This is a genomic window from Knoellia sinensis KCTC 19936, assembly GCF_000768705.1.
Classification (GTDB): domain Bacteria; phylum Actinomycetota; class Actinomycetes; order Actinomycetales; family Dermatophilaceae; genus Knoellia; species Knoellia sinensis.
This window is the reverse complement of record NZ_AVPJ01000010.1, coordinates 111,862-132,387: the sequence shown is the minus strand read 5'-3', so window position 1 is coordinate 132,387 and position 20,526 is coordinate 111,862. Positions and strand designations below refer to the sequence as shown.

At 69.5% G+C, this 20,526-nt stretch carries 22 protein-coding genes; 15 read left to right on the top strand and 7 right to left on the bottom strand.

The genetic code is table 11. The annotated features are described in order from the left end of the window. Positions 1 to 134 precede the first annotated feature (134 nt). Positions 135 to 1,232 carry an esterase/lipase family protein gene (locus N802_RS13545; protein WP_052109942.1) on the top strand — a complete coding sequence of 366 codons (1,098 nt, stop codon included), beginning with the start codon at positions 135 to 137 and terminating at the stop codon, positions 1,230 to 1,232. Next, on the top strand, positions 1,229 to 2,713 hold the full coding sequence (gene zwf, locus N802_RS13540; RefSeq protein ID WP_035917146.1) for a glucose-6-phosphate dehydrogenase: 1,485 nt from the start codon (positions 1,229 to 1,231) through the stop codon (positions 2,711 to 2,713). The genes N802_RS13545 and zwf overlap by 4 nt, the downstream gene beginning before the upstream one ends. Positions 2,714 to 2,795: 82 nt before the next feature. Here the strand turns inward: zwf and N802_RS13535 are convergent, their stop codons facing one another. From N802_RS13535 to N802_RS13525, 3 genes are read right to left on the bottom strand one after another with little or no spacing between them, the layout of a single operon-like run. Next, positions 2,796 to 3,149: a hypothetical protein gene (locus N802_RS13535; RefSeq protein ID WP_035917144.1), complete on the bottom strand. Its 354-nt coding sequence runs from the start codon at positions 3,147 to 3,149 to the stop codon at positions 2,796 to 2,798. Continuing rightward, positions 3,146 to 3,862: a hypothetical protein gene (locus N802_RS13530; RefSeq protein WP_035917142.1), complete on the bottom strand. Its 717-nt coding sequence runs from the start codon at positions 3,860 to 3,862 to the stop codon at positions 3,146 to 3,148. The genes N802_RS13535 and N802_RS13530 overlap by 4 nt, the downstream gene beginning before the upstream one ends. Positions 3,863 to 3,865: 3 nt before the next feature. Continuing rightward, positions 3,866 to 4,171, bottom strand: a complete 306-nt coding sequence (locus N802_RS13525) for a hypothetical protein (protein ID WP_035917139.1) — start codon at positions 4,169 to 4,171, stop codon at positions 3,866 to 3,868. A 155-nt stretch (positions 4,172 to 4,326) separates the two neighbouring features. On the opposite strand from N802_RS13525, the gene N802_RS13520 reads away from it, so the two are divergent. Both N802_RS13520 and N802_RS13515 read left to right on the top strand, forming a co-directional pair. Continuing rightward, the gene (locus N802_RS13520) at positions 4,327 to 4,737 is read left to right on the top strand and encodes a hypothetical protein (RefSeq protein ID WP_156971405.1); all 411 of its coding nucleotides are present in this window, start codon (positions 4,327 to 4,329) and stop codon (positions 4,735 to 4,737) included. Between the two features lie 101 nt (positions 4,738 to 4,838). After that, complete coding sequence (locus N802_RS13515) at positions 4,839 to 6,527, top strand: MFS transporter (protein ID WP_035917135.1); 1,689 nt, start codon at positions 4,839 to 4,841, stop codon at positions 6,525 to 6,527. A 28-nt stretch (positions 6,528 to 6,555) separates the two neighbouring features. On the opposite strand, the gene N802_RS13510 is transcribed toward N802_RS13515, so the two are convergent. Further along, on the bottom strand, positions 6,556 to 7,761 hold the full coding sequence (locus tag N802_RS13510) for a diacylglycerol/lipid kinase family protein (RefSeq protein WP_052109941.1): 1,206 nt from the start codon (positions 7,759 to 7,761) through the stop codon (positions 6,556 to 6,558). Positions 7,762 to 7,867: 106 nt separating this feature from the next. Between N802_RS13510 and N802_RS13505 the strand changes: the two genes are divergently transcribed. Then, the gene (locus tag N802_RS13505; RefSeq protein WP_035917249.1) at positions 7,868 to 8,395 is read left to right on the top strand and encodes a DinB family protein; all 528 of its coding nucleotides are present in this window, start codon (positions 7,868 to 7,870) and stop codon (positions 8,393 to 8,395) included. 19 nt (positions 8,396 to 8,414) lie between these two features. Here the strand turns inward: N802_RS13505 and N802_RS13500 are convergent, their stop codons facing one another. Continuing rightward, on the bottom strand, positions 8,415 to 8,621 hold the full coding sequence (locus N802_RS13500; RefSeq protein WP_035917133.1) for a hypothetical protein: 207 nt from the start codon (positions 8,619 to 8,621) through the stop codon (positions 8,415 to 8,417). Positions 8,622 to 8,682: 61 nt separating this feature from the next. On the opposite strand from N802_RS13500, the gene serS reads away from it, so the two are divergent. Then, complete coding sequence (gene serS, locus N802_RS13495) at positions 8,683 to 9,951, top strand: serine--tRNA ligase (protein ID WP_035917132.1); 1,269 nt, start codon at positions 8,683 to 8,685, stop codon at positions 9,949 to 9,951. Positions 9,952 to 10,011: 60 nt separating this feature from the next. Here serS and N802_RS13490 read toward each other — a convergent pair whose 3' ends face one another. Together N802_RS13490 and N802_RS13485 are read right to left on the bottom strand one after the other, a co-directional pair. Beyond that, positions 10,012 to 10,266: a hypothetical protein gene (locus tag N802_RS13490; RefSeq protein ID WP_035917129.1), complete on the bottom strand. Its 255-nt coding sequence runs from the start codon at positions 10,264 to 10,266 to the stop codon at positions 10,012 to 10,014. 53 nt (positions 10,267 to 10,319) lie between these two features. Continuing rightward, on the bottom strand, positions 10,320 to 11,105 hold the full coding sequence (locus tag N802_RS13485; protein ID WP_084072208.1) for a helix-turn-helix transcriptional regulator: 786 nt from the start codon (positions 11,103 to 11,105) through the stop codon (positions 10,320 to 10,322). Positions 11,106 to 11,212: 107 nt separating this feature from the next. On the opposite strand from N802_RS13485, the gene N802_RS13480 reads away from it, so the two are divergent. From N802_RS13480 to N802_RS13440, 9 genes are all read left to right on the top strand, one after another. Then, positions 11,213 to 12,643 (top strand): sensor histidine kinase, encoded by a 1,431-nt coding sequence (locus tag N802_RS13480; RefSeq protein ID WP_035917127.1) that lies wholly within the window; start codon positions 11,213 to 11,215, stop codon positions 12,641 to 12,643. Beyond that, entirely contained in the window at positions 12,636 to 13,352 is a 717-nt protein-coding gene (locus N802_RS13475; RefSeq protein WP_035917125.1) for a response regulator, read from the top strand. The genes N802_RS13480 and N802_RS13475 overlap by 8 nt, the downstream gene beginning before the upstream one ends. Positions 13,353 to 13,412: 60 nt before the next feature. Continuing rightward, a complete protein-coding gene (locus N802_RS13470; RefSeq protein ID WP_035917122.1) occupies positions 13,413 to 14,306 on the top strand; it encodes an ABC transporter ATP-binding protein in 894 nt (297 codons plus the stop codon). Then, positions 14,303 to 15,475, top strand: coding sequence for an ABC transporter permease (locus N802_RS13465; protein WP_035917121.1), 1,173 nt, complete (start codon positions 14,303 to 14,305; stop codon positions 15,473 to 15,475). Before N802_RS13470 ends, N802_RS13465 begins: the two co-directional genes overlap by 4 nt. 184 nt (positions 15,476 to 15,659) lie before the next feature. Further along, the gene (locus N802_RS13460) at positions 15,660 to 16,715 is read left to right on the top strand and encodes an iron-siderophore ABC transporter substrate-binding protein (RefSeq protein ID WP_035917119.1); all 1,056 of its coding nucleotides are present in this window, start codon (positions 15,660 to 15,662) and stop codon (positions 16,713 to 16,715) included. 26 nt (positions 16,716 to 16,741) lie between these two features. Next, on the top strand, positions 16,742 to 17,788 hold the full coding sequence (locus N802_RS13455; protein WP_084072207.1) for a FecCD family ABC transporter permease: 1,047 nt from the start codon (positions 16,742 to 16,744) through the stop codon (positions 17,786 to 17,788). Beyond that, complete coding sequence (locus N802_RS13450) at positions 17,785 to 18,876, top strand: FecCD family ABC transporter permease (RefSeq protein ID WP_084072206.1); 1,092 nt, start codon at positions 17,785 to 17,787, stop codon at positions 18,874 to 18,876. The genes N802_RS13455 and N802_RS13450 overlap by 4 nt, the downstream gene beginning before the upstream one ends. Position 18,877: 1 nt before the next feature. Continuing rightward, complete coding sequence (locus tag N802_RS13445; protein ID WP_035917114.1) at positions 18,878 to 19,675, top strand: ABC transporter ATP-binding protein; 798 nt, start codon at positions 18,878 to 18,880, stop codon at positions 19,673 to 19,675. Continuing rightward, the gene (locus N802_RS13440; protein ID WP_035917112.1) at positions 19,672 to 20,514 is read left to right on the top strand and encodes a siderophore-interacting protein; all 843 of its coding nucleotides are present in this window, start codon (positions 19,672 to 19,674) and stop codon (positions 20,512 to 20,514) included. Before N802_RS13445 ends, N802_RS13440 begins: the two co-directional genes overlap by 4 nt. Positions 20,515 to 20,526: the final 12 nt, after the last annotated feature.

Sequence of the window (20,526 nt, the reverse complement as noted above, 5' to 3'; positions counted from 1 at the left end):
GTGCCGAACTCACCCAATTGGACGGTTCTGTACACGACACCACTCAGGGAGGCAACGAGGAGCCAAGTGGGCTGGGTGGGGGGATTCCGGTGACGCCAGTGGGCCGGTCGGCGTGGTCGTGTCACGCTTCTGGGGTGACTGAGGATTCGCAGAGGTCTGAGGCTGGGCAATTCGAGCCAGGGCGCACAGATGAGTCCGAAGGCACCGAGGAGCCGACCACGGTCGAGCGGGCCCTGACGCGCGGTGTCGAGCGGGTGGCCGGCGTCGCCGACGAGATCGTCCACCACCGGGCACCCAACAATGTCCGAGCCTTCGTCAACGCGTTCTTCGGTGACCACCTCGCCTCCTCCGGCTCGGCGCTCTCCCACACCATGGGGGTGCGTCGGCGCGGCCGCTCGGTCCGCCTGACCCACGACGGACTGAAGGCGGCCTACCCGGAGGCGAGCGGCGAGGTCGTCGTTCTCGTCCACGGGCTCATGGTCTCCGAGGACGTGTGGGAGCAGGGCCGCTTCGGCCACCGCCTCCACGAGGACCTCGGGCTCACGCCGGTGACCGTGCGCTACAACACCGGCCTGCGGATCTCGAGCAACGGTCGAGAACTCGACCGCGTCCTCACTGCCCTCGTCACCCACTGGCCCGTCCCGGTCACGCGTCTTGTCCTGATCGGCCATTCGATGGGCGGCCTCGTCACACACAGCGCACTCGCACAGTCGACGCACGATGGTGAGGTGGGCCCGTGGGTCGGCGTCGTCAGCGACACCATCACCCTCGGCTCGCCCCACCTCGGCGCTCCGCTGGAACGTGCAGCGAGCCAGGCGGCGTGGGCCGCCGGCAGACTGCGTCCCGACCGCCCCGTCGGCGGTCTCCTCGGTCGACGCAGCGTCGGCATCAGGGACCTCGCCCACGGAGCGATCCTCGACGAGGAATGGGCCATCGAACCCGGCCGGAGGGGCAGGCGACGGATCGATATCCCGCTGCACCAGGGCATACGGCATCTTGCGATCGTCGGACTGCTCGGCAAGCGCATCGACAGCAAGGTCGCCCAGCTCTTCGGTGACGGCATCGTCACCGCGGCGAGCGCCCGCGCCACTGGCCGTGGATCGCCCGAGAGCCGGCGCTTCGCGGCCGAGGACGTCGTGGTCCTTCCACGGGTCGGTCATCTGGCGCTCGTCCACGACGACACCGTCTATGCCGCGATCCGTGAGCGTCTCAGTGCCAGAGTGGACCCATGAGCGAGCAGACGACTGCGCCCACGACCGTCATCCTTTTCGGTGCCACCGGTGACCTCGCCAAGCGCAAACTCATCCCCGGGATGCTGCATCTCTTCCAGTCCAAGTTGCTGGACGACCTGCGTGTGGTCGGCACCTCTCTCGACGAGCTGTCACCGGACGAGTTCCGCAAACTTGCCCACACGGCGATCCGGGAGTTCTCGACCCGAGAGCTCGACGAGGACGAGTGGCACGAGTTCGCGCAACGGCTCGACTTCGTCCCCAACTCGGCGGGGCCCAAGGCGCTCGGAGACGCGGTGCGAGCAGCCGAGGCGCAACTGCCGGGCGACACGGAGCTGCGTCTGCACTACCTGTCGGTGCCCCCGAAGGCCGCGCTCTCCGCGATCCAGACCATTGGTGAGGCCGACCTGGTCGACCGCAGCCGCATCGTCATGGAGAAGCCGTTCGGCACCGACTACGCCTCCGCCGTCGAGCTCAATCGCCGCGTGCACGAAGTCTTCCGAGAGGAGCAGGTCTTCCGCATCGACCACTTCCTCGGCAAGGAACCCGCACAGAACATCCTCGCCTTCCGCTTCGCCAACGGGCTCTTCGAGCCGATCTGGCACCGCAACAACATCGCCCACGTCCAGATCGACGTGCCCGAGACCCTGGGCCTGTCCACTCGCGGCGACTTCTACGAGAACACCGGCGCCTACCGCGACATGGTCGTCACCCACCTCTTCCAGATCCTTGCGTTCACCGCGATGGAGCCGCCGACCTCGCTCGAACCGGCTGCGATCAGCCGCGAGAAGAACAAGGTCTTCGAGTCCATGCAGCCGATCCAGCCGAACGACGTGGTGCGCGGGCAGTACCTCGGCTACCTCGATGAGCCCGGCGTCGCCCCGGACTCCGACACCGAGACCTTCGTTGCGCTGAAGTGCTACATCGACAACTGGCGCTGGGCCGGAGTGCCCTTCTTTCTGCGCACGGGCAAGCGGATGGCTGAGGGGGCACGGATCATCTCGATCGCCTTCAACGAGCCGCCGCAGTCGATGTTCCCGCCCGGGTCCGGGGTCGGCGACCACGGTCCCGACCACCTCACGTTCGACCTCGCCGACAAGGCCCGGATGTCGCTGTCGTTCTATGGCAAGCGACCAGGGCCGGGGATGAAGCTCGACAAGCTCTCGATGCAGTTCGCCATGCAGGACACGACGTGGGCCGGTGCAGTGCTCGAGGCCTACGAGCGGCTCATCTATGACGCCGTGCGCGGCGACCACACCCTCTTCACGTCCGCCGAGGGCGTCGAGCGGCTCTGGGAGGTCAGCCAGCCACTCCTCGACAACCCGCCGGTGGTTCGCCCCTACGCGCCCGACACCTACGGCCCCAACCAGATCCACCAACTCGTCGCCCCGCACACGTGGCGCTTGCCGTTCGAGCGGAAGTGGCGCGACAAGAACCCCGATCCCGGCCCGCAGTCACCCATCGAGGGGGGTGCCCGGCCCTGACCTCAGTCGGCCGACGGCGTCCTCGGCCGTTGGAGCCGTTGGAGCCGTTGGAAACGTTGGAGCCGTTGGAGCCGTGACGGGGTCACCAGGTGCCGGGGTCGTCCTGTCGGCTCGGGCGGTCCTCGGGCGGTGGGGTGTGAGCCTCCGCGATGGCACGCTCCAGGTCGGCAGCCCGCACCTCCTCGGGCTGGGCTTCGTACTCCGCCAGGGCCTGCTCGACACGGTGGCCGATGAAGTCGGCGAAGGCGTCCGAGCGGGCGAGTTCCCTCAGGGACTCGCGGCCCTCGAGCACGGCGTCGATCCGGCGGCGCATGGCGTCGTCGGAGGTATCGTCGCGAAGCACTCGAAGGCTCTCGCGCAGGTGGGCCGCCATGCGTGGCTCGAAGCGCAGGGTCTCGAGCAGCGGCGGCTGCTCTTCACCGGGACCGACGGTCACGCGGGCACCTGCCGGTGGTCGTAGGCCTGGGGGAGATCGATGGACTCGAAGCCCTTGATCGAACTGAGGGAGCCGGCGATGAGGCCGAGGAGAGCCTCGCACGCGGTCCACACCTTGGCCCGGATCTCGAGGATCTCCTGGACGACCTTGGAACCTCGATAGATCGAGTAGCCCACGCCCGCACCCGCGCCCCAACCGACGGGGTTGTAGAAATTGGTGGCCGCGGCGGCGAGGGCGATGCCTGCCGTGATGGCCCAGTCGGCCAGGGACTCCACGAGGGACCCCACGGCGTTGGCGAGTTCCTTGACGCCGAAAGCGGTCGTTTCGTACTGGTCGGCGATGTCCTCGAAGTTCGCCTTCTGCGCTCGCAACTCCTTGGACAACCCGACGAAGTAGGCCGACGCGGCTGCGGCCGCTTTGCCGTCCCAGTCGTCCATACAGTCCCGACGGTCGCTCGCCAGCTCGGTCGCGGCGGTGTCGCAGAAGGCGCCAAGGTTGCGCAGCGCGTCCGCGGACTTCGAGACCTCTTCCCAGTCGCCGGCGAACCACTCGCCGACCTCCTCGGGAATGTTGGGCCCACCCATCTTGTCGATGGCAACCATGGCCCAGTGGCCGAGGGAGATGAGGTCCCCGATGTGAAGGAAGGTGTCCAGAGACGCTGGAAGCATCGGGTGCGCCACGGGTTCCGTGAGCTGTGCTGCGGGATCCCCCATCGGTCAGCCCTTCGGGTACTTCGCGTCGAGACGTGCGCGGGCGTCCTGGTCGAGGGCCGTGTAGGTCTTGCCGGCGGCGCGGAGCTCCTTGGCCGAGGCTTGGCTGACCTTGGAGAGGTGCCCGAAGAAGTCCTCCACCGCAGGCTTGACCTCTTGGCACGAGTTGAGGAATCGGACCATGGCACTGAATCCCGATGCCGGCGGCTTGGTCTTCGCCGCGTAGGTCTTCGCCTGGTCGGCGTCAAGCCTCAGGTCATGCAGCGCGTCCCCGAACTTCGTGACCGAAGCCGGCTTGACCTTGAACGTCACGGATCCTCCCCAGAATGGTGTGCTCCGCAGCGGAGCGGGCCCCGCACCGGGCGCGTTCGACCCGATGTCCGCGTCTACAGTAGGTGATCGCGCCCCCGGGGAGAGGGGTGGGATCGACGCAGTGGGAAGGGATGGGCATGGCCCAGGAAGCGCCGATGAGCAGGCGCAAGGCAACGATCGTCGCGGTGTGCAGCGCCATCGGGGGAATCCTTCTCCTGGCTCTCAGCCTGTTCCTGCTGGGGTCCGTGGATGACACTCCGCAGAACGCGGTCGGGGTGTTCCTGACCTCGGCTGTAGGGCTCATCGTCCTGGCGCTGGCGGCCGTGATCGCTTCTGGCCTTCGTCACGGGGTTTCCGCCCGGGGTCGCCAGCAGTTGGTCGCGGCTTGGGTCGGCCTGGCCATGATCGGACTTGGCGTCACCGTCGCCGGAGTCTGGGAGTCACGCTTGCCATGGACGGCCTTCGCACTCGCTCCGCTGCTCGTTGCGGTCGGTCTGGTCAAGGACATCGGCCGCGTGCGCAAAGTGGGCGACGACGAGCAGGTTCCGCCCGCGACTCGGTCGTGACGACTGTCGGAGAGCCGCAGTCGCACGGAGGCCCCGCCCGCACCCGTGACTAATCACAGTGAGTCTGGTCCGCGGTCGCTCGGCCTGCCTAGATTCGAGCCATGACGCGGGGTGGGCGCAGCAGGCTGGGCCATGCCGTCGCTGCCTTCACCAGCAACGCCCGAAACCCGAACCTGCGCCGGGCGCAGCTGAGTTTCCTTGGTGCGTGGACCGCCGAGTGGGCCTTCACGGTGGCCCTCGGCATCGTCGCCTACCGCGACGGAGGTGCTGCCGCGGTCGGGCTGGTCGGGCTGCTGCGCATGGTTCCGTCCGCCGTGCTGGCACCCGTCCTGTCACCCCTGGCCGATCGAGGGCGGCGGGAACGCGTCCTCGTGGTCGTGTCCACCGTGCGTGGTCTCGCCACGGCGGCTGCCGCCGCCGTCGTGGCGCTCGAGGGGTCGGTCCTGCTCGTCTACGGGGCAGCGATCCTGTCGACGATTGCTGCGACGCTCTATCGGCCAGCCCACTCGGCACTCCTGCCATCCCTCTGCCACACGGGCCACGAACTGGCGAGCGCCAACGTCGTCAGGGGCCTGCTCGACTCGGCCGCCACGCTCGTGGGTCCGCTCATGGCCGCCGTGCTCCTGGGGTTCACCGGCGTGGACGTGGTGTTCGCGGTGGCCGCTGCCGCGTCGTTCTGGTCGGCCGCGCTCGTGCTCCGCCTCCGCTACGACGCACCACCTCGACCCCCAGCCAGCACCGGGCCGAACCTCATGGGTGAAGCGCTGGAGGGCATCCGCACGGTCGTTCGTGATCGCGGGCTGTCGCTCATCCTTGGGCTCGCGGCCGCCCAGGCCCTGACTCGGGGTGCACTGACCGTCCTGTCCGTCGTCATGGCGATCGAACTCCTCGGGACGGGGGAGCCCGGGGTGGGTGCGCTCATGACGGCTGTCGGTGTGGGCGCGGTCCTGGGGTCGTTGGCGGCGTCGCTCCTCGTCGGCACGGGACGTCTGGGCGGGTGGTTCGCCGTGGGTGTGGCCCTGTGGGGCCTTCCGCTTGCGCTGGTGGGTGCCGTCCCGCAACAAGGTCTGGCGCTTGTCCTCGTGGCCTTCATCGGAGTGGGCAATGCGCTCATCGACGTCGCCGGCTTCACCCTCATCGGTCGCATGGCCTCCGATGAGGTGCTGGCCCGTGTCTTTGGCGTGCTCGAGAGCCTCGTGGCCGTCTTCATCGGGCTTGGCGCCCTGGTCGCGTCGCTGCTCGTCGAGCAGTTCGACGTCCGCACGGCGCTCGTGGTGACGGGGATGTTGTGTCCGATCCTGGCCGTCCTCACGTGGCGCCGCCTCCGAGCGCTCGACCGGTCCGTGCATGCACTCGACGCTGACGTCTCCCTCCTGCAGGGGGTGCCGATGCTGGCGCCGCTCCCGCTGCCCGCGGTCGAGCGACTGGCCCGTGCCCTGCGCCCGGTGGCCGCTTCGAACGGCGAGGTCGTCTTCCGGCAAGGGGACACGGGCGAGGACTACTACGTCATCCAGGCCGGTGAGGCCGAGGTCGTCGGCGACGGACGACTCGTGACCACCCTGGGACCGGGGGAGGGGTTCGGCGAGATCGCTCTGCTGCGCCACACGGCCCGCACCGCGACCGTGCTCGCCCGAGGCGATCTGCGCCTGCGGGCCTTGGCTTCCGCGCGTTTCCTCCCGGTGGTGTTGGGCTTCACGCCGAGCACGTGCCAGGCCCTGGCCGACGTCGACACCCTGCTCCATCGCTTCAATCCGGAGGGTTCGCCCGAGGCTTCGCCCGAAGGTTCGTGAGAGTCGTCGGGCAGTCGCGACGCGCCGTCTAGTCGAGCGGGATGGTCACGGAACGGGGCTTGGCCTCGGGGTCCGTGCGGACGATGAGGCTCTTCGGGCGGACCTCGAAGCGCACCCGCTTCGCCTCACCGATGACGTCGCCGTCCACCTCGACCATCTGCGGCTCGTCGAGCGAGACGAGGATCGACTGGCAGCGGTAGCGGTCGAGCTTCGGGTGGTTCTGGCCGCGCTTGGCCAGGACGTGGATGGCGACTCCGGCCCAGCCGACGATGCCCTTGGGGGTGATGGCCACGACATCGAGGACGCCGTCGTCGACCTCGGCGTCAGGCATGAGCGTGATGCCGCCCTGGAGCCGCCCGCAGTTGCCGACGACCACGGTGCGTGCGGTGTGGGCGATCGGCTCGCCGCCATCGATCCGCAGGCGAGTGGCAAAACGCGCGCCGAGGAGGTTCTTGGCCCCCGTCGCGACGTAGGCGCCCCACCCGATTCGGGCCTTCGCCTCCTCGGTCGTGCCGTGCATGATGCTCGCGTCGAGTCCCACGCCGGCCATGACGAGGAAGGCGTGCTGGTTCGGAGCCGCGGCCGAGCCGTGCTCGTCGTCGGCGCCGACGTCGGGCTCGGTGGGTCCGTCGTGGTCGGGGTCGAGCTCCTCGGTCGAGGACTGCTCGCGGTCGGGGTCGAGAGTCACCCAGCCGACGTCGATGTGCCGGTTGCGACCGGTGAGGGCGACGTCGAGTCCGCCGATGATGCCGAGGGGGAGGCCGAGGTTGCGGCCGAGCAGGTTGCCCGTGCCGGCCGGGATGAGGCCCATCGGGGTCGACGTGCCGGTGAGGGCGTGCGCCACTGCGCGCACCGTGCCGTCTCCGCCGACGGCGCACACGAGGTCGACACCTTCGGCGAGCGCCGCGCGAGTCTGCCCGACGCCGGGATCCTCGGCCGTGGTCTCGAGGATGAGCGGCTCGTCCCAGTCGTCGTGCCCGGCGACCGTACGGGTCACCAGTGCCTTGGCCGAGGACACGTCGTCGAACTTCGTCGGGTTGATGATGATCGCCACCCGCTTCTTGGGCGGCGCGACCTCCTCATCGCCGGACTGCCGGAAGGTCGAGCGCGCGGGTCGCTTCGGTGTGGCATGGCGGCCCCGGCCACGCCCGACCCTGACGGCGACGAAGATTCCCAGGGCAAGAAGCACGAGGAGGGCAAGGATCGCCACGATGAGGGGCCAGGGTTCGGACACGTCAGGGACCGTACCCCAGAGTCACATCCCGCGACCCGTCGTTGTGCCCGGCCAACCGGCGACGGGGCCACGGGCTCCTCTCCGGCGCTCGCCCTACGCTGGCGGCATGAGCGAGATCGTGCCGGACACCAAGGACTGGACCTGGACCGTCGAGAAGGCCTGCCCGGACTGCGGGTTCGACCCGCTCCGGGTGCAGGGAACGGACATCGCGAGTCTTGTCACGGCATACACGAAGCCGTGGACGGACGTCCTCGCCCGACCGGACGTGGCCACGCGACCGGCCCCGACGACGTGGTCGCCGCTCGAATACGCGTGCCACGTCCGCGACGTCTGTGACCTCTTCGCGGCGCGCGTGCGGCTCATGCTCGACGAGGACGGCGCGCGCTTCGCGAACTGGGACCAGGACGTCACGGCGGTGGAGAGCCGGTATGCCGAGCAGTCACCGTCCGCAGTGGCGTCCGAGATTCCTGTGGCTGCGGAGAGGCTCAGTTCCGCGTATGCCGGCCTGTCCGGTTCCGAGTGGGACCGTCGCGGCCTGCGGTCCAACGGTTCGGAGTTCACGGTGCTGACGTTGGGTCGCTACGGCCTCCATGACCTCCGCCACCACCTGTGGGACGTCGGCGTGACGCCCTGACGTTCGAGGTCGTGGCGGCTCAGACGCTGCTGAGGCGGTCGAGGACCTTCTGCATGTGCTCGGCCCGCTCGGCGGGGCTGTCGGTCGCGGCCTGCATGAGGCACATGCGCTGGTAGCGCTCAAGCACGGCCACCCGGATGACGTCCTGGGCGGTCGCGCCCGGGGCCTCTGTGAGCGCAGCAAGGGCTGCGGTGAACTCGGGGTCCGTGGGAAGCGTCGTCGCCATGGCGGAATGGTGCCATGGCGTGATGCCAGGCCCTGGCACCCCCGCCGTTAGGCTGGCCCGCGTGATCGATCTCAAGCTGCTCCGCGACAACCCCGACCGCGTGCGCGCCTCGCAGCGCGCCAGGGGCGAGGACGAGAGTGTCGTCGACGCTGTCCTGGCCGCGGAGGAGAAGCAGCGGCACAGTCTCACCGCGTTCGAGCAGCTGCGGGCCGAGCAGAAGTCCATGGGCAAGCAGGTGGCCCAGGCCCAGGGTGACGAGAAGCAGGCCCTGCTCGCCCGCACCAAGGAGATCGCCGCACAGGTCAAGGCCAACCAGGCCGCTGCGGACGAGGCAGCCCAGGAGCTCGGGACCCTCCAGCGCCGGATCGGCAACGTCATCGAGGACGGCGTCCCCGTGGGCGGCGAGGACGACTACGTCGTGATCGAGGAGGTCGGCACGCCTCGAGACTTCGCGGCCGAAGGCTTCGAGCCCAAGGACCACCTCACCCTGGCCGAGGCGCTCGGTGCGCTCGACATGGAGCGGGGTGCCAAGGTGTCGGGCTCGCGCTTCTACTTCCTCAAGGGGGTCGGCGCTCGCCTTGAGATGGCGATGCTCCAGCTCGCGATGCAGCGCGCCATCGAGGCCGGGTTCGTCCCGATGATCACGCCGACCCTCGTCAAGACCGAGGTCATGGCCGGTGCCGGCTTCATCGACCACCACGCCGACGAGGTCTATCGCCTCGAGGCCGACGACCTCTATCTCACCGGCACGAGTGAGGTCGCGCTCGCCGGCTACCACGCCGACGAGATCATCGACCTGAGCAGCGGCCCGATTCGCTACGCCGGCCAGTCGACCTGCTACCGCCGCGAGGCCGGCAGCTACGGCAAGGACACCCGCGGCATCATCCGCGTCCACCAGTTCAACAAGATCGAGATGTTCGTCTACTGCCGTCCCGAGGACGCCAACGCCGAGCACCAGCGCCTCCTCCAGTGGGAGAAGGAGATGCTGGACCTCATGGAGCTGCCCTACCGCGTCATCGACACGGCTGCGGGCGACCTCGGTGGTCCGGCCGCGCGCAAGTTCGACTGCGAGGCGTGGGTCCCCACTCAGGGGCGGCACCGCGAGCTGACTTCGACGTCGAACTGCACGACGTTCCAGGCGCGCCGCCTCAAGACGCGCTACCGCGTCGAGGGTGGCGGGACGGACACGGTTGCCACCCTCAACGGCACGCTCGCCACGACCCGCTGGCTCGTCGCGATCCTCGAGAACCACCAGCAGGCCGACGGCTCCGTGGTGGTCCCCAAGGCGCTGCGCCCCTTGATCGGGCTCGACGTCCTCACGCCGGCCTGACGGCTGCCCAAGCCCTGACCCTCGTCAGGTCCCTGTCCGGCGCGAGGACGTCCGCCGGGCTCACTCCCTGCCGCAGGCCTCCGGCGCGTGCGCGAGGAGGTCGCTGACGACCTGGCCCCACGGGATGTCGATGAACCCCTTGATCTCGGCGATGCGTCGCGCGATCGCCCCGGGGTCGCCCGTGGCCTGCGGCACGAAGACCTGCCCGACGCACGACGCCCTGGGTGACGGACCGGCCGCCGCGGGCGTGGCCAGGACGACTGTGCCGGTGATGGCGAGCGCGGCGACGGCCGCGACCCTGCTGCTTCGACGCATGGCGGTTCCCTTCCGTTGTTCGTGCGCTGCCCGGATTGGTCGACGCACTGAGGTCAGCGTGGTGCACCACTCGGGGCTGCGGACAGTGGCGCATCCGCCACCCCGTCAGCGCCGTGCCACCACACCGCCACGGCCGAGCGGCTCGTGCACCCGGTGCGTGCGAAGACGTCCTCGAGGTGCTTGCGGACGGTCCGTTCGGTGATCCCCAGCCGGAGCCCCACCTGCGCGTTGGACAGCCCGCGCGCCACGAGCGCGCAGACGTCCGCCTGGCGAGGGGTGAGGGAGTCGACCCGCGCCGGGACGCCAGCGAGACCGCGCAGCTCGCTCATGGCCTCGTGGAACGCCAGAGCCGCAGCGAGGGCTCGACGCACCTGCTCCACGACGGCCAGCTCGTCGTCCGTGAAGTCCCGGTCCCAGCGCCACAGCGAGACCAGCGTGCACGACGTCGGTCCCGCGCTCAGGGTGGCCGCAAGTTGGTAGCGGCTTCCGCGTGGTCGCAGCAACCGGTCGTAGACCTCGAGCGGGTCCAGATCAGCCAGGCGCATGTGGTCGGTCAGCCGGGACGATCGCAGGCCGGCCGCCGCGACCTTCACTGCGTAGGGATGCGTGGGAATGAGCCGCATCCACTCCGTGACCTCCTCGGGCGTGAGGGGTGGAGTGTGGAGGACATCGATTCTGCCCGACGTCGTGCCGTCCACGGCCAGCGCGACCGAGCTGTTGGCGACGTCGACGCCGACGACACGGTCCAGGAGTCGCAGGACGTCGGGCAGGACCGTCGTGCCTCGCGCCGCCTCGTGCGCGAGCTCCATCGCGTCCCGAGCCAGGCGCGCGCGCTCCATGGCTCAGGAGTACCACCGCCGAGCCCGGCGAGTCAGCCGGATCGGGGAATCCTGCTCCGCCGTGCGACGGATCCTTCCGTCGCGCTTCCGTCCCTAGGCTGAGAGGTATGCCGTCCGCCCACCGCTCGCTGTCGACCCGAGTCGTCGACTTCTTCGCGATCGGCGACGAGTGGCGACGCCCTGCGCCTCCCGTGGGGCCGATGGACCTTGCCCTCGGGGCCGCCTTCGCCGTCTTCGGGATCGTGACCCTCGAGCTCGTGCGCAGCGTCACCGACCTCGACGTCGGGGACCATGCGCACTGGGTGCAGTGGCTCGCCGTCGTGTCAGGTGCCGCGTTGCTCGTGTGGCGGCGCACGCATCCGCTGCTCATCGGCTTGCTGGCTGCCACCCACATGTTCCTGGTCGGGGTGACGATGCCCGGGATCATGGGCCAGTTCTCGCTTCAGATCGTCTACTTCAGCGCGATCTTCTCCGCCGTCGCCTGGGCCAGGAGTCGCCGTACCGCCCTCCTCGTGGCGGGCGGAGTGACGCTCTTCATGCTGTTGTGGATCGCGTGGCAGCTCGCGCTCGGGACGGGTATCCAGGAGTTCATCGATGGAGCCAACGAGAACGGGTCCGAAGGGCGCGTCGATGCCGTCCTCGCCGGCGTCGCACTGACGTTCCTCATCAACATCGTCTACTTCGGTGGCGCGATCATCATCGGCCAACTCGCCTGGCGCAGTGCCAGGCAGCGCGCCCGACTTCAGGAACAGGCCGAAACCATTGCGGCGCAGGCGGACTCGCTCAGGCGTCGTGCCATCGTCGACGAGCGGCTGCGCATTGCTCGGGAACTCCACGACGTCGTCGGTCACCACGTCTCGGTCATCGGCGTCCAGGCCGGAGCCGCCCGCCGCGTGCTCGATCGCAGGCCCGCCGATGCCGCAGTCGCCCTGAGTCAGATCGAGGCGAGTTCTCGTGACGCCGTGACCCAGATGCGCAGCCTCCTCGGGACTCTCCGAGACATCGAGGCGACCGCCCACGAAGCGGACGCAGGCGTCGACGGCTACGTCGGCGTCGGCGTCGACGGCGCTGGGGGCGCCGGCGCGGGCCCGACCCCGCGCGCCCCCGAGCCCAGCCTCGGTGATCTGGCCACCCTTGTGGCCGAGCGGAACGCGCAAGGACAGCGGACGGCATACACGCTTGTCGAGACGCGGCCGGGAGCGCACGAGTGCGTGACGCCCCCGATCGGGCTGTCGCTCTATCGGATCACTCAGGAAGCCCTCGCCAACGTGACCCGGCACTCCACGGCGACGTCCGCCGATGTCGTCCTGCGCGTCGTCGACAGCACGCCGACCGGGAGCTACGCGGAAGTCGAGGTGACCGACAACGGGCGCCCCCGCCTCGGCACGTCTGGGACGGGGCTGGGCCAGCTCGGCATGCGCGAGCGTGCCGCCTCGCACCAGGGGTCGGCCGACATCGGGCCGCGACCCATGGGCGGCTACCGTGTGCGGGTGCGAATTCCGCTGGGGGAGAACGGGTTGGGGGAGTGCAATGACTGAGGGCGTGGGCTCGGACGAAGCGGCTCGGATTCGGGTCCTCATCGTCGACGATCAGCACTTGGTGCGCTCCGGCTTCCGGATGATGCTGTCGGTCGATGACGACATCGAGGTCGTGGGTGACGTCGCCAACGGGGAGCTCGCCGTCAGCGCGGCGAGCAGCCTTGCCCCTGATGTCATCCTCATGGACGTGCAGATGCCCGTCATGGATGGCATCGAGGCGACGCGGGCCATCGTGCGCGACGACCTCGCCCGGGTCATCATCCTCACGACGTTCGACCGCGACGACTACCTGTTCGACGCGCTCAGGGCGGGCGCCAGCGGGTTCCTCCTCAAGAACTCGGAGCCCGAACAGCTCACCGATGCGATCCGAGCCGTCGCCGGGGGCCACGCACTGCTCGCCCCCGAGGTGACCACGCGGGTCATCGCCGCGATGGTGGCACCGGGCTCGGGCACGGGGCCGGGCGGAGCCGAACGGGGCGAGTCCCACGTGGGATCGGCCGACCAGCTCGACCGCCTCACCGACCGGGAGCGCGAGGTCCTGACCCTCATGGCGCGTGGTCGCTCCAATGCGGAGATCGCCACCGAACTCTTCCTCGGGGAGGCGACGATCAAGACCCACGTCTCGAACTGCCTCGCCAAACTGCACCTGCGCGACCGCGTGCAGGCCGTCGTCTTCGCCTACGAGGTGGGCCTCATCCGCCCGGCGTAGCCGGGCGTTCCCCCGCGGGGCTGATCCGTGTGCCCGCCCCCGCTCTCTAGCGTGGACGCCATGAGCACACACCTTCTCGAGATCGACGGGCTGCGTCGGTCCTTCGGCGATGTCGTGGCCGTCGACGACGTCACGTTCACCGTGCCCGGGGGCCAAATGACAGGGTTCGTCGGCGGCAACGGTGCCGGCAAGACCACGACGATGCGCCTCATCATGGGCCTCCTCGCGACCCACGGTGGTGAGGTCCGCTGGAACGGCAGCCCGATCAAGACGCTCGATCGGCGCCGCATCGGCTACATGCCCGAGGAACGCGGCCTCTATCCGAAGCAGAAGGTCCTCGACCAGCTCACCTACCTCGGTGAACTGTCCGGCATGACCGCCTCCGCCGCGCGGACCAGCATCATGGAGCACCTCGAGCGCTTCGGCCTCGAGGACCGCGCAGGGGAACGCGTCGAGAAGCTCTCCCTCGGCAACCAGCAGCGCGTCCAGATCATCGCGGCGCTCATGACCCAACCCGACGCCCTCATTCTCGATGAACCGTTCTCCGGGCTCGACCCCCAGGCCGTCGACTCCATGGTCGACCTCCTGCGCGAACACGCCTCTCGCGGTGTCCCAGTGCTCTTCAGCTCCCACCAGCTCGAACTCGTCGAGCGGCTCTGCGACCGGCTCGTCGTCCTCGCCAAGGGGCGCGTCGTCGCGGCCGGGAGCGTCGGCGAACTCCGCGGCGTCGGCCCCGTGCGCTACCGGATCACGCTGGGAGGTGACGCGGGATGGCTTCGGGACCTGGCCGGCATACACGTCCATGACGTCGACGGGAGTTCGGCGCTCGTCGAGTTCCAGGACGAAGCCGCCCGACCGGCTCTGCTCGCCGCTGCCGTCGACCGCGGCGACGTCCTCGACTTCGCCCGCCGGATCCCCGCGCTGTCCGAGATCTACCGAGAGGTGACGTCATGACGACCCCCACCGCCTGGTTGACCGTCGCCCGCCGCGAGATCATCAGCAAGCTCACCGACAAGACCTTCCTCTGGAGCACCTTCGGGCTCGTCGCGATCATCGCGGGGATCTTCGGCGTCCAGGCGTTCATGGCCAACCGCGCGAGCGAGTATGCCGTCGTCACGAGTTCCAGCGCGGCGCACCAGATGGCCGAGCAGGTCAAGACGGTCACCGAGGAGGACCACGACAAGACGACGGTCGCCCTGTCCCGGAGTGACGACGACGCGGCCGCCCAGGAGCTGGTGCGCAACGGCGACGCCGACGTGTGGCTCCACGAAGGGAACGGTGGGTGGGTCCTGTCCGGCAAGACCGATGTCCCGGGTGACCTGCTCACGTCGGCCACCACCGCGATCCGCGATGAGGTGATGGGTGTCAACGCTGCCGCTGCCAACACCTCGGTCGAGGCCCTGCAGCGTGGATCCGAGGTCAGCACAGCGCTGCTCGACGTCGACGCCGATCGTGCCGTGATGGCGCAGGTCGTCGGGTTCGCGCTCGCGATGCTCTTCTATCTGGCGTCGTTCACGTTCGGGCTGGCGCTGGCCAACAGCGTCGTCGAGGAGAAGGCGAGTCGCATCGTCGAGATCATCACGACGAAGATCTCGGTGCGCGAGTTGCTCGCGGGCAAGGTCATCGGCAACCTCGTGTTGGCCTTCGCCCAGATGGCTCTGTTCGTCATCGTCGGACTCGTCGGTCTGTCCTTCACGGAGTTCGACCGGTTCGTGCCGGCCATTTCCGGGGCGGTCGGGTGGTTCACCGCGTTCTTCGTCGTGGGGTTCGGGCTGCTCGCCACCCTCTGGGCGGTGGCCGGAGCACTGTCGAGCCGCACCGAGGACGTGCAGGTGACCTCGACCCCGCTGACGATGATCACCATGGCCATCCTCTTCGCGGCGCTGTTCGCCGACGGCACGGTCAAGGTCGTGCTCTCGTTCGTGCCGCCGTTCTCGGCGATCGTCATGCCGATGCGAGTCCTCGAGGGTTCGGCGCCGTGGTGGCAGGCGCTGCTGGCGCTGGCGATCCTCGTGGTGGCCGCCGGGCTCGTCGTGCGGGTCGCGGCTCGGCTGTATCAGCGGTCGCTGCTGCAGACCCAGGGCCGGCTCAGCCTGCGTCAGGCGTGGTCCACCCCCGAGTGACCTGACTCAAACCCCGACTTATTGCCCGTTCGGCCAGTCCGTCGCTGCGCTCCTCACTGGCCGAACGGGCAATAAGTCGGAAGCGTGGGACCCGGGTGACAAGGTGAGCCTTACCTAAGTTAGGTTGGCCTTACTGACCTTGTCGCCGTGCCCCGGTGGGTGCGGCCCGACCACAGAAGGCTCCATGTTCACACGTCGCTCCCTCGTCGTCGCAGCCGCTTCCGGCGTTGCCGCACTCGCTCTCACCGCCTGCTCCACCGGCCCGACCCAGGAAGCCTCGGCGGACCCGGGGACGTCGAAGGCAGCAGCCGTCGACAAGGACGCCTTCCCCACGACCATCACGCACGCCTTTGGCGAGACGACCGTCAAGGCCGAACCCAAGCGCGTCGCCACCGTCGGCTGGAACGACGCCGACGTCGTCGTCTCGCTGGGCGTCCTCCCCGTCGGGGCCACCAAGATCACCTGGGGCGGTAACGCCAAGGGGTCGACCGACTGGTTCGACGCCGGGGTCGCCAAGCTCGACGCGGACGCCCAGATTGCGCGCTACGACGACACCGCTGGCATTCCCGTCGAGGAGATCGCGGCCACCAAACCCGACCTCATCCTCGGCGTGAACTCGGGCATCACCCAGGAGGACTACGACAAGCTCTCCAAGATCGCGCCGACCGTCGCGTACCCCGGCCAGGCGTGGGGCACCTCTTGGGAGGAGAGCCTCGAGCTCGTCGGTCAGGCCCTCGGCCGCACCACGCTCGCCGCCAAGCTCACCGAGGACACCAACCAGCAGATCGACGAAGCCGTCGCGAAGTACCCCCAGATCAAGGGCAAGTCCGCAGCCTGGGCCTGGTTCACTCCCACCGATCTCTCGACCATCGGCCTCTACACCACCCACGACCTGCGTCCACAACTCCTGCGCCGCTTCGGTCTCGTGGACTCGCCCACCGTCGCCGAGCTGAGCAAGGGCAACAACCAGTTCAGCGCCAACCTCTCCGCCGAGAAGTCCTCCTCGCTCGACGCCGACCTCCTCATCTTCTACATGGAGGCCAAGGGCCAGGACGCCCAGCTCAAGAAGCACCCGCTCCTCGGACAGATCCCGGCTCTGAAGTCCAACCACTACATCGCGAGTGCCGACAACACCGTCGCCCTGACCATGTCGTCGCCGTCGCCCCTCTCGATGCCGGTCGCGCTCGAGAAGTTCCTCCCGAAGATCGCCTCGGCGGTGGACGGGACCCCCGCACAGTGACGGTCCGGGCAGATTCAGTGCCCGGTATGCCGTCCGCCCAGTCGGCTGCCCCGGCCCGCCTTCCGAAGAAGGTGGGTCCGGGCCGCCGCCTGCCCATGCCGGTCGTCATCGGCGGCGGTGCCCTCGGTGTCGGTGTGGCGGTGGCGCTCTCGCTGCTGCTGGGCACTCAGTCGCTCCCGGCCGCGGACATCGTGGCCGCCCTCACCGGCGGCGCCGTCCCGGACCAGGTCGCCGGCATCGTCGACGCACGGATCGACCGGACGCTCATCGGTCTCGTCGTCGGAGCTGCCGTGGGGGTGTGCGGTGTCGTCCTCCAGGGCCTGACCCGCAACCCGCTCGCGGAGCCCGGCATCCTGGGCATCAACGCCGGTGCCGCACTCGCCGTTGTCGTCGGCATCAAGCTCTTCGCCTTGTCGACGGTGGGCGGCTATGTGTGGTTCGCCCTGCTGGGTGCCTGCGTCACCGCCGTCGTCGTGCAACTGCTCGCACTGCTCGCGCCGGTTCGGGCCCAGCCGGTGACGATGGCCCTCGCGGGCGCCGCCGTCATGGCCACGTCGACCAGCCTCGTCGGCGCGATCCTCGTCGCCGACCAGGGCGCGCTCGACGTCTTCCGGTTCTGGCAGGTCGGCTCGGTCGCCGGGCGGGACGCGTCGATCATCAGTGACGTCGCGCCCTTCCTCGTGGTCGGCTTCGCCCTGGCGCTCGCGTCCGGATCGCTCCTCAACGTCATCGCCCTCGGTGACGACCTGGCGCGTGGCCTCGGGCAACGCGTCGTCGTCCACCGCCTGCTCAGCGCAGCCGGCGCGATCCTGCTCGCCGCCTCGGCCACTGCGCTCGCCGGGCCCATCGCCTTCGTCGGGCTCGTCGTCCCGCATGTCGTGCGTGCCCTCGTCGGACCCGACCATCGCCGGATCCTGCTCGGAAGTCTCTTCGCCGGACCCGTACTCGTCGTCGCCGCCGACACGATCGGACGCCTCGTCGCCGCGCCGAGCGAGGTCCAGGCCGGCATCGTGTGCGCCGTCATCGGTGCCCCGTTCCTCGTCGCTCTCGTCCGGCGGATGAACGTCGCATGACCACCCCCCTCCTCGACCGCCCGACAGCAGTCCACGCGAAGCCCCTCCACCACGACAACGACGACACCGTCGCAAGCCTTCGCACCGTGCGCCGGCGTGTGCACCGTCGGCACTGGATCCTGCTGGCCGCCCTGACCGCGCTCGTCATCGGTCTGTTCCTCGTGCGAGCGCTCCTCGGCGACTACCGCATCTCGTTCGCGGACGGCATACGGATGATCTCCGGGACCACGATCCCGGGTGCGTCGTTCATCTTCATGGAGTCCACGCTCCCGAGGGCGTGCATGGCGGTCCTCGCCGGCGCAGCCTTCGCCGCGGCCGGTGCGGCGTTCCAGTCGATGCTGCGCAACCCGCTCGCGAGTCCGGACGTCCTCGGGATCAACCTCGGAGCGAGCGCTGCCGCGGTGTTCGCGGTCGTCCTCCTGGGCTGGTCCGGTATGCCGGTCACTCTCGTCGCGTTCGCCGGTGCCGTTGCCGTCGCGGTCACCATTCACGCCTTCGCCGGACGCGGGGGAGCGGCCACCGGTCGGATGATCCTCGTCGGAGTAGGCCTCGCCGCCGTGCTCAGCTCGGTCGTCCACTGGGTCCTGCTCCGCGCCGACATCTACCGCGCCCAGGACGCTCTCGTGTGGCTCACCGGCAGCCTGGGCACGGTGACGTGGGGGGAGATCGCGCGGCTCGGAACCGTTGTCGCAGTGGCACTTCCACTCCTCGTCGTGGTCACGCGGCAGCTCGGCATCCTCGCGCTCGGCGACGATCTCGCAGCGGGTCTGGGGCTTCGCGCGACCCGACTGCGGGGCCTCATCACGGCGCTCGTCGTGGCACTCACGGCGTCAGCGACGGCAGTGTGCGGCCCCATCGCCTTCGTCGGGTTCCTGTCTGGCCCGATCGCCCATCGGTTGGCTGCGGGTCGGACGTCGATCCCGGCGGCCGCGCTCGTCGGTGCGGCGCTCGTGCTCGCCGCCGACTACGTCTCGGCCTATGCCGTGCCCGGCACCGCCTATCCCGTCGGCGTCATCACCGGGCTCGCCGGCGCCCCCGTCCTCGTCTGGTTGCTCATCGCGGGCCGCCGCTCGATCCAGGAGAAGTGACATGAGCGCCACGCTCACCGCCGAGTCCCTCTCGCTTGCCTACGACAAGTGCACCGTCGTCGACGGCCTCGACCTCGCCGTCCCGGCTGGACGGGTCACCGCGATCGTCGGACCCAACGGGTGCGGCAAGTCCACCCTGCTGCGCGGACTGTCCCGACTCCTGTCCCCGACCGAGGGCCGCGTCCTCCTCGATGGTCAGGTCATCGGCGAACTCCCGACCAAAGAGGTGGCCCGGAGGCTCGGCCTCCTGCCGCAGCAGCCGATCGTCCCCGAGGGCATCACCGTCCTCGAGCTCGTCGAGCGCGGACGCCACCCGCACCACGGGCTCTTCAAGCAGTGGTCCCGCGACGACGAGTCCGTCGTCGCTGCCGCCCTCGAGATGACCGAGCTCGTCGACCTCGCCGGCACCCCCGTCGACAGCCTGTCCGGCGGACAGCGTCAGCGGGCCTGGGTCGCGATGGCCCTCGCCCAGCGCACCCCGGCCCTGCTCCTCGACGAGCCGACGTCGTTCCTCGACATCGCTCACCAGATCGACGTCCTCGAACTCGTCCGCGACCTCAACGCTCGCGAGGGCACCACGGTCGTCATGGTGCTCCACGACCTCGCCATGGCCGCGCGCTACGCCGACCACCTCGTCGCCATGTGCGACGGCGCGATCGTCGCCCAGGGCAGTCCGGACCAGATCGTCACGCCAACCGTCATCGAGTCGGTCTTCGGGATCGCGGCGTCCGTCGTTGCCGACCCCACGACCGGCGACCCCGTCGTCATCCCCCACCGCCGAAAGCGAGACCGCACATGACCGTCCTGGATCGAGTCGCCATGAAGGCTGCCACCGTCTATGCCCGACTCACGATGGCCTCGCCCATCCATCGCGACACCGACTCGCAGTTCGAGCTGACCGTCGTCGCGGTGAGTGACCTCGGTGGTGGGCTGCGCCGGATCACCTTCACTGCACCGGAACTTGCGACCTACAAGCTGTGCGGGGCCGACGAGTACTTCGGCCTCCTCATGGCCCGCCCCGGTGCCACCCTCGTCATGCCGGACCCCTCCCGCGAGAACCTGCGCGCCGCCATCGCCGACATGCCGGAGGGAGATCGCCCCAACCTGCGCTGGTACACGGTCCGCGCCCACCACCCGGAGAGCTCGACCATCGACGTCGACATCGTCACCCACGGCGACTCTGGCCCCGGCTCGGCGTGGGCCATGAACGCCAAGGCCGGCGACCGGGCCGGCTACCGCTCAGGCGGCGCGCTCTATCGCGGTCACGAGTGTGACGGACCGATGCTCATCGTCGCCGACGAGACCGCGCTCCCCGCCGTCGCCGCGATCATCGAGCAGCACCCCGACTTCGTGGACCGGTCCACGATCCACGTCGAGGTGACCGACCGAGCCGCGCTCACGGCATACGACTTCGGCCGTGCCGCGGTGCACGTCCACGTGAGGGGCGACGTGGCCCCGGGAACCTCGGTGCTGCCCGCCCTGCGCGATGCGCAGCTCGGCGACCTGGCGTATGCGTGGGTCTGCGGCGAGGCCGGCATGGTGACCGAGGTGCGGCGCCACCTCGTGAAGTCGGTCGGCCTGGATCGGCGGAACGTGCTCTTCTCCGGCTACTGGAAGCTGGGGCAGGAGCGCGGCTGACGGTATCCGTCG